The 15,234-nt window shown below is 67.4% G+C and carries 16 protein-coding genes and 1 riboswitch; of the genes, 3 read left to right on the forward strand and 13 right to left on the reverse strand.

Annotated features, from left to right (window positions below):
- Positions 1–53: 53 nt before the first annotated feature.
- From BO1_RS16285 to BO1_RS16345, 13 genes are all read right to left on the reverse strand, one after another.
- Positions 54–293 carry a BolA family protein gene (locus tag BO1_RS16285; RefSeq protein ID WP_028218456.1) on the reverse strand — a complete coding sequence of 80 codons (240 nt, stop codon included), beginning with the start codon at positions 291–293 and terminating at the stop codon, positions 54–56.
- A gap of 27 nt (positions 294–320) precedes the next feature.
- Complete coding sequence (locus tag BO1_RS16290) at positions 321–1,076, reverse strand: ABC transporter permease (RefSeq protein WP_028218457.1); 756 nt, start codon at positions 1,074–1,076, stop codon at positions 321–323.
- Positions 1,073–1,999, reverse strand: a complete 927-nt coding sequence (locus BO1_RS16295; RefSeq protein WP_028218458.1) for an ABC transporter ATP-binding protein — start codon at positions 1,997–1,999, stop codon at positions 1,073–1,075. Before BO1_RS16295 ends, BO1_RS16290 begins: the two co-directional genes overlap by 4 nt.
- 257 nt (positions 2,000–2,256) lie before the next feature.
- Complete coding sequence (locus BO1_RS16300; protein ID WP_028218459.1) at positions 2,257–2,529, reverse strand: STAS domain-containing protein; 273 nt, start codon at positions 2,527–2,529, stop codon at positions 2,257–2,259.
- Positions 2,526–3,158, reverse strand: coding sequence for an MlaC/ttg2D family ABC transporter substrate-binding protein (locus BO1_RS16305; RefSeq protein WP_028218460.1), 633 nt, complete (start codon positions 3,156–3,158; stop codon positions 2,526–2,528). Before BO1_RS16305 ends, BO1_RS16300 begins: the two co-directional genes overlap by 4 nt.
- Positions 3,159–3,336: 178 nt before the next feature.
- Entirely contained in the window at positions 3,337–4,353 is a 1,017-nt protein-coding gene (locus BO1_RS16310) for an MlaA family lipoprotein (protein WP_028218461.1), read from the reverse strand.
- Positions 4,354–4,364: 11 nt separating this feature from the next.
- Positions 4,365–4,961 (reverse strand): outer membrane lipid asymmetry maintenance protein MlaD, encoded by a 597-nt coding sequence (mlaD, locus tag BO1_RS16315; RefSeq protein WP_028218462.1) that lies wholly within the window; start codon positions 4,959–4,961, stop codon positions 4,365–4,367.
- A 94-nt stretch (positions 4,962–5,055) separates the two neighbouring features.
- Entirely contained in the window at positions 5,056–5,832 is a 777-nt protein-coding gene (mlaE, locus tag BO1_RS16320; protein ID WP_028218463.1) for a lipid asymmetry maintenance ABC transporter permease subunit MlaE, read from the reverse strand.
- Entirely contained in the window at positions 5,829–6,653 is an 825-nt protein-coding gene (locus BO1_RS16325; protein WP_028218464.1) for an ABC transporter ATP-binding protein, read from the reverse strand. Before BO1_RS16325 ends, mlaE begins: the two co-directional genes overlap by 4 nt.
- Before the next feature lie 169 nt (positions 6,654–6,822).
- Positions 6,823–7,932: a thiamine phosphate synthase gene (gene thiE, locus BO1_RS57575; RefSeq protein WP_084687999.1), complete on the reverse strand. Its 1,110-nt coding sequence runs from the start codon at positions 7,930–7,932 to the stop codon at positions 6,823–6,825.
- The gene (locus tag BO1_RS16335; protein ID WP_028218466.1) at positions 7,929–8,744 is read right to left on the reverse strand and encodes a thiazole synthase; all 816 of its coding nucleotides are present in this window, start codon (positions 8,742–8,744) and stop codon (positions 7,929–7,931) included. Before BO1_RS16335 ends, thiE begins: the two co-directional genes overlap by 4 nt.
- A 109-nt stretch (positions 8,745–8,853) precedes the next feature.
- Positions 8,854–9,051, reverse strand: coding sequence for a sulfur carrier protein ThiS (thiS, locus tag BO1_RS16340; RefSeq protein ID WP_028218467.1), 198 nt, complete (start codon positions 9,049–9,051; stop codon positions 8,854–8,856).
- Between the two features lie 121 nt (positions 9,052–9,172).
- Positions 9,173–10,309, reverse strand: a complete 1,137-nt coding sequence (locus tag BO1_RS16345; protein ID WP_028218468.1) for an FAD-dependent oxidoreductase — start codon at positions 10,307–10,309, stop codon at positions 9,173–9,175.
- 252 nt (positions 10,310–10,561) lie between these two features.
- Positions 10,562–10,675, reverse strand: a riboswitch (TPP riboswitch).
- A gap of 288 nt (positions 10,676–10,963) precedes the next feature.
- On the opposite strand from BO1_RS16345, the gene BO1_RS16350 reads away from it, so the two are divergent.
- The 3 genes from BO1_RS16350 to BO1_RS51340 all read left to right on the forward strand — a co-directional run bounded on the left by BO1_RS16350 (position 10,964) and on the right by BO1_RS51340 (position 15,192).
- On the forward strand, positions 10,964–12,721 hold the full coding sequence (locus tag BO1_RS16350) for an ABC transporter ATP-binding protein/permease (protein ID WP_028218469.1): 1,758 nt from the start codon (positions 10,964–10,966) through the stop codon (positions 12,719–12,721).
- The gene (locus tag BO1_RS16355; RefSeq protein ID WP_028218470.1) at positions 12,718–13,500 is read left to right on the forward strand and encodes an SDR family NAD(P)-dependent oxidoreductase; all 783 of its coding nucleotides are present in this window, start codon (positions 12,718–12,720) and stop codon (positions 13,498–13,500) included. Before BO1_RS16350 ends, BO1_RS16355 begins: the two co-directional genes overlap by 4 nt.
- A gap of 384 nt (positions 13,501–13,884) precedes the next feature.
- Entirely contained in the window at positions 13,885–15,192 is a 1,308-nt protein-coding gene (locus BO1_RS51340; protein ID WP_043285077.1) for an MFS transporter, read from the forward strand.
- The last annotated feature ends 42 nt before the right edge of the window (positions 15,193–15,234 follow it).

Here is a 15,234-nt window from a genome sequence, read left to right on the forward strand (position 1 = left end):
GCGCCGCTCGCGGCGGCGCCATTGTCCTGGGTAATTCGCACTGAGATTCCAGATTATGCGTTCTGCCATTCGGCGGGCGTGAGCGTCTTCATGCTGAGCGCGTGGATTTCCTCGCGCATGCGCTCGCCGAGCGCCGCATAGACGAGCTGATGGCGCTGGATCAGGCGCTTGCCTTCGAACGCCGACGACACGATCGTCGCGAAGAAGTGCTGACCGTCGCCCTCGACTTCGAGATGCTCGCACGCGAGTCCTGCCGAGATGTACTGCTTGACCTGTTCCGGAGTCGGCAACATGGTGTGGGGCTCCTGCGTGAATGGCATTTAGTGGCGCAGCTTGTAGCCGCTCGCGAGCAGACGCATCGCCAGCGCGGCCAGCACCACGAAAAAGACGAAAACGATCGCGAGACTTGCGAGCGGGTTAATGTCGGACAAGCCGAAAAAACCGTACCGGAAGCCGTCGATCATGTAGAAGAACGGGTTCAGCCGTGACACCTCGCGCCAGACCGGCGGCAGCGTATGCGTCGAATAGAACACGCCCGAAAGGAACGTGAGCGGCATGATGAGAAAGTTCTGAAACGCCGCGAGCTGGTCGAATTTTTCGGCCCAGATCCCGGCGATCAGGCCGAGCGTGCCGAGGATCGCCGAGCCGAGCACCGCGAAGGCGATGATGTAGAACGGTGCGGCGAAGCTCATCGGAATGAACCAGATCGTCACGACGAACACGCCCGCGCCCACGGCGAGGCCGCGCACGATCGAGGCGAGCACGTAAGCTCCAAACATCTCCCAGGCGGCCAGCGGCGGCAATAGAACGAATACGAGATTGCCCGTGATCTTCGACTGGATGAGCGACGAGGACGAGTTCGCGAACGCGTTCTGCAGCACGCTCATCATCACGAGGCCGGGAATCAGGAAGCTCGTGTACTCGACGCCCGGGTAGACCTCCACATGGCCGCGCAGCGCGTGGCCGAAGATCGTCAGATACAGCAGCGCGGTGATGACCGGGGCGAGCACGGTCTGGAAGGCGACCTTCCAGAAACGCAGCACTTCCTTGTAGAACAGGGTACGGAAGCCGCTCATGCCAGCCCCTCGATCACTTCAGGACCGTTCATCACCTGCACGAAGACATCCTCCAGATCGGCCTTGCGCACTTCCATTTCTTCGAGCTTGCAGCCGTTCGCGCGGCACAGCGCGAGGATGCGCTCGACGTCGTCGTAGCTCGCGAGGCGCAGCAGGTGCTGGTGACCGTTGCCGTTCGATCTATCGATTTCGAGCGCGCGCAGCTCCGTCGGCAGCACGCCCTCCGAGAAGCGCAAGTACAGCTGCGTGCCCGCGAAGCGCTGCAGCAGCGTGCTGGTGCGCTCGAGCGCCACGACCTCGCCGCGCCGCAGCATGGCAATGCGGTCGCACAGCTCTTCCGCCTCTTCGAGGTAGTGCGTGGTGAGCACGATGGTGTGACCTTCGCGATTCAGGCGCGCGATGAACTTCCAGAGCGTCTGGCGCAACTCGACGTCCACGCCGGCGGTGGGCTCGTCGAGCACGATCACGGGCGGCCGGTGCACGAGCGCCTGCGCCACCAGCACGCGGCGCTTCATGCCGCCCGAGAGCGCGCGCATGTTCACGTCGGCTTTTTCGGTGAGATCGAGGTTGGCCATGATCTCGTCGATCCACGCGTCGTTGTTGCGCAGGCCGAAATAGCCGGACTGGATGCGCAGCGTCTCTCGCACCGTGAAGAACGGATCGAACACCAGTTCCTGCGGGACGACGCCGAGATTGCGGCGCGCGTTGCGGTAGTCGCCGACGACATCGTGGCCGCGCACGGCGATCGAGCCTTCGTCGGCACGCGCGAGGCCTGCGAGGCAGCTGATGAGCGTCGTCTTGCCCGCGCCGTTCGGGCCGAGCAGCCCGAAGAACTCGCCCTCTTCGACGGTGAAGCTGACGCCCTTGAGCGCCTGGAGCTCTTTGTAGCGCTTCTTGACGTTGCGGATTTCTATGGCTGGCATGACTCAGGCGCCGCCCGTCGTGAACGGCGCGGCTGATAAAAGCATCAATGCTGCGGGGAAGACCAGAATTTGGGGACGGCTTGTGCCGCCTGCTTCGATGCCACGATTGCTGCGGCAGCGCCAAAAAACGGTTGATTATAGGCCAAGTCGGAAAGCCCGGCCTGGGCCTGGCTTGGACTCGAAAGCGGAAGCGGCGGCGTGCGGCAATCGGGCTCGAGCGGTGCGCCCGGCCGACGTGGCCGCGAGGCCGCCGCGCGTCAATGTCGCTCGTGCAGGAGCGATTCGACGCCGTAAGCGCGCGCGAGGGAGGCGAGCGCGGCGGGAAGATTGAGCACGCTGAGGATGACGCCGCGCTCGTGCGCGGCACGCTGCCATGCGATCAGCACGGCAAGCGCCGAGGAGTCGAAATGCGTGAGCGGCGCGCAATCGACGGCGCTGGCGCCTGCTGCGATTTGCGCGAGCCCCGTCGAGAGCGCGGCCTTCGCGCTCTCGAGGTTCAGCGTGGCGCCGGTGGCGAAGCGCTCGCTCACGAACTGGCCTTGCCGGCGGCGAGCTGCTGGTTACGCTGCGTGAGGAAGGTGATCAGACCTTGCACGCCGCCCTGCTGGATCTTTTCCTGGAACTGCTGCTGGTACGCCTGGATCAGCCAGGCGCCGAGCACGTTGATGTCATACACGCGCCAGCCTTGCGGCGTCTTGTACAGACGGTAGTCGAGCTCGATCGGCTGGCCGTTGTTCATGACGGTCGAACGGACCACCACATCGGTGTCGTCCGGGTTCGCGCGGAACGGCTTGTACTGGATCTGCTGGTCGCGCACCTGGGCGAGCGCGCCCGAGTACGTGCGGATCAGCAGCGTCTTGAACTGCTCGATGACCTGCTGCTGCTGCTCAGGCGTCGCCGTGCGCCAGTTGCGGCCCATGGCGAGTTGCGTCGTGCGGCGGAAGTCCGTGTACGGCAGGATCTTCTCGTTCACGAGCGCCGTGATCTTGCTGATGTCGCCGGACTGGATCGACTTGTCGCCCTTGATCTGGTCCATGACCTGCTGCGTGATCGTCTGGATCATCGCGTCAGGGTTGCTGGTGTCGATCGTTTGCGCGGAGGCTGCGCCGGCAAACGCAAAAAACATGGCGAAAAACGGAAACAGAAAGAATTTTTTCATAGCGAGTCCTGCAAGTTGGGGAACAACGCCCCGTTGGAGGTCAACGATATCACGCGAGCACCAGGACACCGAGTCAAACAATGCCAGGAAACTGCGACAAGCGTTTCAGCTTGTTACGTCAGATTTAAGCGCTTGCGGCGTGCCGGCGCGACGCCAGGCGCCGCGCCGAATATCGTGCTCAATGCAAACGCAGCAGCCCGGGCGCGCCAATGCCGATGCGCGCCGGCGGAATGTACTGATCGCCCGGCACGGCGGCGCCGGAAGCGCCCGTTGGCGCCTGCGCGCCGGACGCTGGAATGCTCGCCGCGGCGCCTGCCGGGCCTTCCAGCGTGGCCGGGGCCGTGGTCGCGCCGTTGGGGTAGGCCGGCGTCATGCTGGCTGCCGTTGGCGCAGCAGCACGCGCAGCGCCCGATGCGGGAGCCGCCGCGCCCGGCGCGGCCGCACCCTCTTCGGGCTCGCCGTAGTTCGGCGGCGGCGCACCCTCGCCGTAATCGGGCAGGTTATTGGAAGCGTGGCCGTCCGAGAGCTGGTACTGGCGGCGCTGCAGATAGGCGTTGCGCAAGAACGAATACTTGTCGATCGCCGCGCCTTCGAGCAGGTCGCTCGCGCCCAGCAGGTTCGCGCGCGTGTTGATGACGTCCAGACCGTACAGGCCCCACGACAGCGCCGGCGGATCCACGTACGTGAGCGGATTGATGAAGTAGTTGCCCACGAGACCCACGCCGTCGCGCACCGTGCTCGGGCCGAACAGCGGCAGCACGAGATAGGGGCCGGGCGGCACGCCGTAGTGGCCGAGCGTGAGGCCGAAGTCCTGGTCGTGCTTGGGCAGCTTGGCGAGCGTCGCCACGTCGAACAGACCGCCCAGGCCGAAGACCGTGTTGATCACGATCCGCATGATGTCCTCGACGCCATCGGTGATCTTCAGCTGCAGGAAGTTGTTCGCTGCGTTGTAGACATCGCCGATATTCGAGAAGAAGTTCGTCACGCCGTTACGCACCGGTTGCGGCGTGATTTTCACGTAGCCCTGCGCAACCGGCTTGAGCGCGTATTGGTCGACCTTGTCGTTGAAGGTGTAAATCGTGCGGTTGAAACCTTCCCACGGGTCGTCCTTCGACGGCGTCTGCACCGTCGAGCATGCCGTCAGCGTGAGCGCCGCAACGCCAATCGTGATGGCGCGCATGCGAGTGGTCATCATCTTTTTTCTCCTTATTGCGCCGCCGCGCCCGAGCCGGCCGGCGCCGGTGCGGGTGCCGGAGCCGGTGCGGCGCTCTCGCCGCCTGCCGCCCCGTTTGCGGCGCCGCTCGCGCCGTTGCCGGCGCTGCTGCCCGACTTCGCGGCGCCCGAATCGGCCGCCTTGCTGTAGAGGAATTGACCGATCAGGTTCTCGAGCACGATCGCCGACTGCGTCATGGAGATGGTGTCGCCGGCCTTGAGCATTTCGGTGTCGCCGCCCGGCTCCAGCCCGATGTACTGCTCACCAAGCAGACCCGAGGTCAGGATCTTCGCCGAGGTGTCCTTCGGGAACTGATACTGCTGGTCGATGTTGATCGTGACGAGCGCCTGATAGGTGTTCGTGTCGAAGCCGATCGACGCCACCCGGCCCACCGTCACGCCCGCGCTCTTCACGGGCGCGCGAGGCTTGAGGCCGCCGATGTTGTCGAACTTGAGCTTGACCGCGTAGGTCGGCTGGAACGAAAGCGAGCTCATGTTGCCGGCCTTCAGCGCGAGAAACAGCAGCGCAATGAAGCCCAGCACCACGAACAGGCCGACCCAGAAGTCGAGAGCAGTCTTTTTCATCGTCATCCCAATGAGAATCCGTTGCGGCGGCGCCATGCACGGGGCGCCTGCCGCGCAGCCCGGGCGCTGCGCCGTCACGGCGCGCGCCCGCGCGAAATCCTTAGCTGAACATCAGCGCGGTGAGCAGGAAGTCGAGCCCCAGCACCGCGAGCGACGCATACACGACGGTCTTGGTGGTCGCGCGCGACACGCCTTCGGGCGTGGGCTTGGCCTCGTAGCCCTGGTACAGCGCGGTGAAGGTCACCGCGAAGCCGAACACGATGCTCTTGACCACGCCATTGCCCACGTCGGCCCAGACGTCCACGCCGCCTTGCATCTGCGACCAGAACGCGCCGGCGTCCACGCCGATCAGCAGCACGCCCACGACGTAGCCGCCCAGAATACCGACCGCGCTGAAGATGGCCGCCAGAATGGGCATGGCGATCACGCCGGCCCACATGCGCGGCGCCACGACGACGCGCACGGGGTCGACCGCCATCATTTCCATGGCCGTGAGCTGCTCGCCCGCCTTCATGAGGCCGATTTCGGCCGTGAGCGAGGTGCCCGCGCGGCCCGCGAACAGCAGCGCCGTGACCACCGGGCCGAGCTCGCGCACGAGCGAGAGCGCGACCAGCAGCCCGAGCGCCTGCTCGGAGCCGTAGCGGTTGAGCGTGTAGTAGCCCTGCAAGCCCAGCACGAAGCCGACGAACAGGCCCGACACCGCGATGATCAGCAGCGAATAGTTACCGACGAAGTGGATCTGCTTCGTGACAAGGCGCGGACGGCGCAGCAGCGGGAAGAATTCCAGCACGAGGCGCACGAAGAAGCGCGTGGCATGGCCCGCGCGCGCGATCGAGTCGAGAACCGCGCGGCCGAGCGAGCTGATGGCGCCGGTCATGAGCGGCCTCCGCCAATGCCGAAGTCCGCGTCGAGCGAGACGTTCGTGGGGTAGTGAAAGCGGAACGGGCCGTCCGGCGCGCCGTCGATGAACTGGCGCACGATCGGGTCGGTCGAGGCGCGCAGCTCGGCGGGCGTGCCCTCCACCTGGACGCGGCCGTTCGCGAGGAAATACACGTAGTCGGCAATCGCGAACGATTCCGGCACGTCGTGCGTGACGAGGATCGACGTGGCGCCGAGCACGTCGTTCAGCGTGCGGATCAGGTTCGCGGTGATGCCAAGGGAAATGGGGTCGAGACCGGCAAACGGCTCGTCGTACATCATGAGCTCGGGATCGAGCGCGATGGCGCGCGCAAGCGCCACGCGCCGCGCCATGCCGCCCGAAATTTCCGAGGGCGCGAGATCGCGCGCGCCGCGCAGCCCCACGGCATTGAGCTTCATGAGCACGAGGTCGCGGATCAGCTCTTCGGGAAGATCGGTGTGTTCGCGCAGCGCGAACGCGACGTTCTCGAACACCGACATGTCGGTGAACAGCGCGCCGAACTGGAACAGCATGCCCATCTTCCGGCGCAGCGCGTAGAGGCCTTCGCGCGATTGCGCGCCGATGTCCTGCCCATGGAACAGCACCTGGCCGCGCTGGGCGCGTACGAGGCCGCCGATCAGGCGCAGCACCGTGGTTTTGCCGCCGCCCGAGCCGCCCATGACCGCGACCACCTGACCGCGCCGAAAGCGCATGTTCAGTCCGGACAGGACGAGCCGGTCGCCGCCATAACCGAAGTCGACGTCGCGCAGCTCCAGAAGGGTCTCAGAGTTTGAGGGCACGTAGCAGACAGTCCATTTACACGAAGGCCGGATTATAGGGCCATCGTGGGAATGCTGCCGTGACACGCCCAAGCCCCTTGACGCAAGTCGGGCAACCCCGGAGGGCTCCACGGCTTGCGCCTCGCCGGTAGCCGCGTCTGGGTGCGCGGCCAGAGGCGAGGCGGGCTAATTATTGCGTAAACGCGTTGCGCAGCGCAGCAACGGCGGCAGCCGGGTCGGCGGCCTCCGTGACCGCGCGCACGACCGCTGCGCTGGGCGCGCCCGTGGCGAGCACGGCGGGCAGCGCGGCGAAGTCGATGCCGCCGATCGCGACCATCGGCACCACGCCGTCGAGCAGTTTCACGTAGCGGGCGAGGCGGGCGAGGCCCTGCGGCGCGGTCGGCATGGCCTTGGTCGTGGTGGCGAACACGGCGCCGCACGCGATGTAGCTCGGCCGGAAATGCAGTGCGGTGAGCATCTCGAAGTAGCCGTGCGTCGAAAGACCGAGGCGGATGCCCGAGGCGGCGAGCGCGCCCAGATCCGCCTCGCGCAGATCCTCCTGCCCCAGGTGCACGCCGTACGCGCCCGCGGCCATCGCCGCCTGCCAGTGGTCGTTGATGAACAGCTGCGCGTCGTGCTTGCGGCCCGCCGCGACGCAGCGCTCGATCTCTTGCGTGAGCGCAGCGGACTTCGGCTGCTTGCTGCGCAGCTGCACGGTCTTCACGCCGTAGTCGAGCACGCGCTCGACCCAGTCGGCGGTGGGCAGCACCGGATAGAGTCCGAGCTTCGCGGGACACGGCGCGAACGGCTGCGCGGGCGCCGCCGGCAGGCCGAGCACGCGCGGAAAGCGGGCAATGTCGACGGGCCAGGCGTCCTCCTGCTGCTCGTCCCCGTCACGCCAGGCGAGCGCCAGCACGAGCGCGTCGTGCGGGTCGAAGCCGCAGTCGAGGAATGCCGCCAGCGCCGGGATCCAGTCTTCGGCAAGCGCGCCTTCGAGCGCGTAGCGCTCGCCGCCCAAGTGCAGCGTCGCGCGGCCGGACGCCGGCGTGCCGGCAGCCTCGATCACACCCGCGCCATCGGTCATCCAGCGCGCGATGTTCGCCAGATGCGGCCCGGCGTCGGTCACGACGATCAGGTCGCCGCCATTGGGCGCATCGGGCGGCGTGAGGCACAGGCGCCACGGGGCGTGCGTGGGCGCCCAGTCGCCGAGGCGGGCGCGAATGCGCTCCGCCGTTTCGGTGAGCTCGTCCGCGGGCGGCCAGAACAGCTCGCGGTCCTTGAGTCGCAGCGTTTCGGTCATTGCTTGCCTCCATCCTGATGCCAGAACGGCATGCCGACCACCGGCGTGCTGGCCACGGCCGCCTCGCGCTCGGCCATCGGCCCGGCGAGGAATGCGGTGCGGCCCGCCTCGACACCCAGCGCGAACGCGCGCGCCATCGCCTCGGGATGCGTGGCCTGCGCCACCGCGGTGTTCAGCAGCACGCCATCGAAGCCCCACTCCATCACTTGCGCCGCATGCGACGGCAGGCCGAGGCCCGCGTCGACGATCAGCGGCACGTCGGGCAGCCGCTCGCGCAGCACGCGCAGGCCGTACGGATTGATCACGCCCTTGCCCGTACCGATGGGCGCGCCCCACGGCATCAGCGCCTCGCAGCCCGCGTCGAGCAGACGCCGGCCGATCACGAGGTCTTCGGTGCAGTACGGCAGCACCTTGAAGCCGTCCTTCACGAGGCGCGACGCGGCTTCGATCAGGCCCACCGGGTCCGGCTGCAGCGTGTAGTCGTCGCCGATCAGCTCGAGCTTGATCCAGTCGGTCTCGAAGACTTCGCGCGCCATGTGCGCGGTCGTCACCGCCTCGTTCACGGTGAGGCAGCCCGCCGTGTTCGGCAGGAAGGGCACGCCGTGGCGCTTGAGCAAGTCGAAGAAGCCGGCAACGGCGGTGCCGTCGTTCATCTGGCGGCGCAGCGCGACGGTGATCATGCCGGGGCGCGCGGCCTCCATCGAATCGGAAAGCGCTTGCAGCGACGGATAGCGCGAGGTGCCGAGCAGCACGCGGCTCGCGAAGGTTTCGCCGTAGAGCGTGAGAGCGTCGGCGGTCTGGGTGATAGTCATGGCGTGAATCCTGGGCGGGTGGCGACGGACGGGCGGCGCGCGGGAGTAACTAAAGCCGCTACTGAAGCCGCAACTGGAGCAGCGACAAAAGCGTGCTGATCGCGCGCGATCAGCCGCCGGCCACCGGGCTGACGACGTCGAGGCGGTCACCCGCCGAAAGCGTGCGCGCGCCGTGCTGCGTGCGCGTCACGAAATCGCCGTTCACGGCGACGGCAAATGGCGGACGTGCACCGAATGCGGCGAGCGCATCGGCAACGGTCGCGCCTTCGGGCAGCGTGAGCGGCTTCTGGTTGATCTGAATATCCATGGCAATTCGTCTGACTACGTTGTTTCCGGCAAGGCGCAAACGCTGCGCCTCATCTCCTGTGTGCGGTGTCGCGCTCGCGGGCCAACACGATCGTCCGGCCCTCGAGCATCCTCAGGGCATCTCAAGCGGGCTCGTGCGCGCCCTGCGTGTGGCGAGCGTGCAGCATCGACGCCCAGCGCGACTCGCCGCGCAGCGACTCGAAGGCGTCCGCATCGTTAAGCCGGCCCGCCAGCAGCGCCTGGGCGACGCGCACCGCTTCGTCGGCCACGGCGGGCGCGATCATGAAGCCGTGGCGATAGAGCCCGTTCACGCGCAAGGTGTCACCGTCACCCCGGCCGCCATCCCAGATGAGCGCGGGACGATGGTCGGGCAGCGTCGGTCGGCACTGCGAATTGAGCTCGAGAATACGCGCCTCGCCGAACGCCGGATGCACGGCGAACGCCGCACTCAGCAATTCGAGCGCCGAGCGCACGCTCACGGGCGAGCAGTCCTCGCCCTCGATCTCGGTCGCGCCGATCACGTAGAGATCGTCCTGTTTCGGCGCGATATAGAGCGGATAGCGCGGGTGCAGCAGGCGCACGGGCCGCGTGAGGCCGATGCCAGGCGCGTGCACGCGCGCCACTTCTCCGCGAATGCCGCGCAGCGCCGGCAGCACGGGCTTGGCCCCCAGGCCCCGGCAGTCGATCGTCACGCGTGCGCGCGGCAGGCTCGCTTCGTCCACGCTCGTGTGCCAGTGCGTTTCCACGCCGCGCTGCGCGAGGCCCGCGGCCAGCGCCGTCAGCGCCTGACGGTTGTCGAGCTGCCCTTCGCCGCCAAGCAGCCAGCCGCGCGCGAAGCGCCCGGCGAGCGCCGGCTCGGCGGCGTCCAGCTGCGCGCCCTGCAGGGTCGTGAAGTTCGCGTCGGCAAGCTCGCGTGGCGCGTTTGCACGCACGCGGCGCTCGAACAGGGGCGCCTCGGTGCGGTCGGCGTGGTGCCAGACCACGAGCGTGCCGTTGCGCTGGAAAAACACGGGTTCGGGCAGCTCGGCGAGAATGCGCGGCCAGGTCTCGAGCGAGGCGACGCCCAGCTCGGTGATCAATAGCTCGGCGACCGCGGCTTCGGCGAGCGGCGCGAGCATGGCCGCCGCGATCCAGGCGGCCGACTCCCCGCCCTCGGGCCCGCCGCGCTCGTAGAGCGCCACGCGATGCCCCGCGCCCGCGAGGCGCCATGCAACGAGGCGTCCGCATAGGCCGCCGCCAAGCACTGCGAAATCAGGCACTGCTGACGAGGCGCGCGCGGGCGTGTGGCCGCTGGCCAAAACCGGGGAATGATCAGAACAAGGTGCAGAAGAGGCGGTCATCGTATCCCTTTCGTACGGCAACTAGCATGCGTACCCAAGGACGAAACCGGCTGGCAAGGCCGGCCGTGCAAACGACGCGAAGCGCAAAAACGATATGCGCAGCACGTGCTGCCCGGCGGGAATCTGGACGCCTGAACGAATTCAGTCGAATCGACTGATCAATGGCGCGAGCAAGACTTTCCGGAAACTTCCCGCGCCGGTATTACCCGGATCGGGTGCGAAGGGTCTCTCTCAGCCTCACTGCGGCATGTCAGGCATACCGGTGAAGCACCCCTGTTTCGTCAGCGGTCATTAGACCACAAAAGACGCGCGCGCCGCAAACGGGCCGGGCAGCAGGCGTTTGTGCTCTGGCACAATGCCCAAACCGGTGCGAACCGCCCAGCTCACGCGGGCGGTGAGACAATGTCGGACTCCCACACGCAGCCGTCGCGAGACCGCGCGCAAGGCGACCGGAAGCCATGCGCGCCATTAAGACTCGCTTAAGCGGCTCGGGACACAATCGCAGCGCCAGGGCGCCGCGTACGGCGGGTATCGTCTATTCCGGCCGCGGGCCGGCACAACATCAGGACGCACATGACCAACCTCACTCCCCGCGCCACGCCGGATCAGAACGAGCATCACAAGATCACGGCCTGGAGTCTGATCAAGCCCTACTGGGTGTCCGAGGAACGCTGGTTCGCCTGGGGCCTGCTCGCAGCGATCATCGCGATGAACCTCGCCGTCGTGTGGATCAACGTGCGGCTCAACAGCTGGAACGCGGACTTCTACAACGCCCTGCAAAACAAGGACGTCAAACAGTTTCCGCATCTGCTGGTGATCTTCACCGTGCTCGCGTTCGGATTCATCATCCTCGCGGTGTACGGACGGTATCTGCGCCAGATGCTCGGCTTTCGCTGGCGCCAGTGGCTCACCACGCGCTTCCTGAACGATTGGCTCGGCCAGGGCGCGTTCTACCGCATCGAGCGCGACCGTCTCGCCGACAACCCCGACCAGCGGATCAGCGACGACCTGCAATCGTTCGCCACCACCACGCTCTCGCTCACGCTCGACCTGCTCTCGACGGTCGTCACGCTGGTCTCGTTCATCACGATCCTCTGGTCGCTCGCGGGCGCGCTCACCTTCGCGCTCGGCAGCACGCCCGTCACGATTCCGGGCTACATGGTCTGGGCCGCCGCGCTCTACGCCGTGTTCGGCTCGCTCGTGATCCAGAAGGTCGGCCACCCGCTCGTGTCGATCAACTACCAGCAACAGAAAGTGGAGGCGGACTTCCGCTTCGGCCTCATCCGCCTGCGCGAGAACGCCGAGCCGATCGCCCTCTACGACGGCATGGAAACCGAGCGCAACAACGCGCAAGGCCTGTTCGCGCACATCAAGGACAACTGGTGGCGCGTGATGAAGTACACGAAGCGCCTCACCTTCGTGCTGAGCTTCTACGGCCAGATCGCCATCATTTTTCCGATCGTCGTCGCCGCGCCGCGCTACTTCGCGGGCGCCTTCTCCTTCGGCGTGCTGATGCAGATCTCGCAGGCGTTCGGCACCGTGAGCGACTCGTTCTCGTGGTTCATCAACAGTTACTCCACCCTCGTCGAATGGCGCGCCACGGTCAACCGTCTGCGTGAATTCGTGCGCGTGGTGCACTCGCCGCGCCTGAAAGAAAGCGTCTCGCCCGCGACCGAGCACGGCGGCATCAACCTGCACTTCGTCGACGCGGGCGAGCTCACCACCGAGCATCTGAAGCTCGCGCTGCCCAACGGCGCGCCGCTCTCCGAAGTGCGCAACATCGCCATCAAGCCCGGCTCGCGCTGGCTCGTGCGCGGCCCGTCGGGCGCGGGCAAGAGCACGCTGATACGCGCGCTCGCGGGCCTCTGGCCGTTCGGCGAAGGCTCGATCGACGCCCCCGTGGACGCGCGCATGATGTTCATCCCGCAGCAGAGCTATCTGCCGATCGGCACACTCAAGGCCGCGCTCACCTACCCTTCGCCCGCCGGCGACTATAGCGACGAAGACTGCCGCGAGGCGCTGCGCGCGTGCCGCCTGGAAGACTATGTGGGGCGCCTGCACGAGTCGGCGCACTGGACGCGCGTGCTCTCGCCGGGCGAGCAGCAGCGGCTTGCGGGCGCACGCGTGCTGCTGCACAAGCCCGATTACCTGTTCCTCGACGAAGCGACCAGCGCGCTCGACCCCGACAACGAAAGCCGTCTCTACAAGGTCTTCATGGAGCGCCTGCCGAAGGCGGCGATCGTGAGCGTGGCGCACCGCGAGTCGCTCGCGGCCTACCATCACGAGACACTCGAAATCGAGCGCATGCCTGAAGAGCGGGTCGCGGCATGAGCGCAAGCCGCGGCGCCCATGGCGAGCGCGTCGTCCTGATCACGGGCGCGGGCTCGGGTATTGGCGCGGCGCTCGCCCGGCGTCTTGCCGCGCCCGGGGTCGCGCTGATGCTGCACGCGCGCGGCGCCGACGAGCCAGCGCGTGCGCGGCTTGCCGCCGTTGCGGCCGAGTGCGAGGCGCAAGGCGCCACCTGCGCGACGGCCTGCGCCGACCTGGCCGCTGCCGGCGCGGCCGCGCAGCTCGTTCAAACCACGCTCGCGCGCTTTTCGACGCTCGATCAACTGGTCGCCAACGCGGGCCATGCGCAGCGGCAGACGCTCGCGGCGCTCGAGCCCGACACGCTCGCCGCCACTTTTGCCGCGATGCCAGCCGCGTTCGCGGCGCTCGTGCGCGAGGCGCGGCCGGCGCTTACGCGCTCGGCGCACGCCCGCGTGGTGGCGGTGAGCTCGTTTGTCGCGCACCGCTACCGCGCCGACGCGCCGTTCGCGGCCACTGCGGCGGCCAAGGCCGCGCTCGAGTCGCTCGCGAAAAGCGCCGCCGCCGAACTCGCGCCGCACGGCGTGACGGTGAACTGCGTGGCGCCCGGCTACACGCGCAAGGACAAGGGCCCGACGCCCGAAAATGCGCCCGCGTGGGCGCGCGCCGCCGAGGAGACGCCGCTTGGCCACGTGGCCGAGCCCGCCGACATCGCCGAACTCATCGCCTTCTTGCTGTCGGACGCCGCGCGCCACATCACCGGTCAGACGATCCACGTCGATGGCGGGCTGACGCTGGGCTGAGCACCGGCGAAACGGGCCCCGAAGCGGGCCCAGGAACGGCCCCCAAAGCAGGCCCAGAAGCGGGCCGCAACGAGCAAGCAAGCGCGCCCCGAAGCGCACGAGGCAGCCCGCCAGCGAGCGCGCCCAGGCGGGCATCGTTTGCCCCGCAACATGCCCGGCTTTCATCTTCCCTGGCCGCCGCGGCACATCGCACCGTAAAATAGCGCAGTTCGAGCGCCTGCAGCGGCGCCCGGCGCGGGCCGAGACAGGCCCCGGCGGGCCCAAGCGCGTCTTATGCGCGCTGTGCATCACCCATCCCCGCTGCCCGATGTGCCGGACACCGCGTGCGCGACCTGCCTGTTTCATCGGTCGTTGCGCACACAATAAATAGGGGGAGACGACGCGATGGGATCTTTTCAGTGGTTCAGGGAGCTGAACGAGCGCGAGCGTCGCACGCTCTACGCCGGCTTCGGCGGCTATGCGGTCGACGCGTTCGACTTCATGATCTACTCGTTCCTGATCCCGACGCTCATTGCTGCCTGGGGCATGACCAAGAGCGAGGCGGGCATGATCGCGACGAGCTCGCTGATCTCCTCGGCGCTCGGCGGCTGGCTCGCGGGCATCCTCGCCGACCGCTACGGCCGCGTGCGCGTGCTGCAGTGGACCATCGCCACGTTCGCGCTCTTCACCTGCCTTTCCGGCTTCACGCATTCGTTCTGGCAACTGCTCGCCACGCGCACGCTGCAGGGCATCGGCTTCGGCGGCGAATGGTCGGTTGTCACGATCATGATGGCCGAGACGATCCGCTCGCCGCAGCACCGCGCGAAAGCCGTGGGCACCGTGCAAAGCAGCTGGTCGTTCGGCTGGGGCGCCGCCGCCATTCTTTACTGGGCGTTCTTCGCCCTGCTGCCCGAGCAGTACGCGTGGCGCGCGTGCTTCTGGATCGGCATCCTGCCCGCGCTGTGGATTCTCTACGTGCGGCGCAACGTGAGCGACCCCGAGGTGTTCCTGCAGACGCGCCGTGCCCGTGAGCGCGGCGAATCGCACGGCCATTTCCTGCAGATCTTCGCGCCCGCGCACCTCGCCACGACGCTGCTCGGCAGCGCGCTGTGCACCGGCATGCTCGGCGGCTACTACGCGATCACCACGTGGCTGCCCACCTATCTAAAGACCGTGCGCCATCTGTCGGTGTTCAACACGAGCGGCTATCTGATCGTGCTGATCGTCGGCTCGTTCATGGGCTATATCGTCGGCGCGATCCTCTGCGACAAGATCGGGCGGCGCGCGTCCTTCATCCTGTTCGCCATCGGCTCGTTCACGCTCGGCATGGCCTACACCATGCTGCCCATCACCGATACCGCCATGCTGCTGCTCGGCTTTCCGCTCGGCATCGTCGTGCAGGGCATTTTCGCGGGCATCGGCGCCTATCTGTCCGAGCTCTACCCGAATGCGATCCGCGGCTCGGGCCAGGGCTTCTGCTACAACCTCGGGCGCGGCCTCGGCTCGTTCTTTCCGATCCTCGTGGGCACGCTCGCGCAGACCACGACGCTCGTGAAAGCGATCGGCGCCGTGGCCGGCGCGGGCTATCTGCTCGTGATCGTATCCGCCCTGTGCCTGCCCGAAACGAAGGGCAAGGTGCTGGCCGAAGCCGCAGCAGCGACAGGCAACCCGACCGCGCCCGCCCACCCCTCTGCGGACTCCGCTGCACAATGAGCCCGAACGTGCTGCAATACCGTCCGTCCCCGTCTCACTCAC

The organism is Paraburkholderia oxyphila NBRC 105797 (genome assembly GCF_000685075.1).
Taxonomy (GTDB): domain Bacteria; phylum Pseudomonadota; class Gammaproteobacteria; order Burkholderiales; family Burkholderiaceae; genus Paraburkholderia; species Paraburkholderia oxyphila.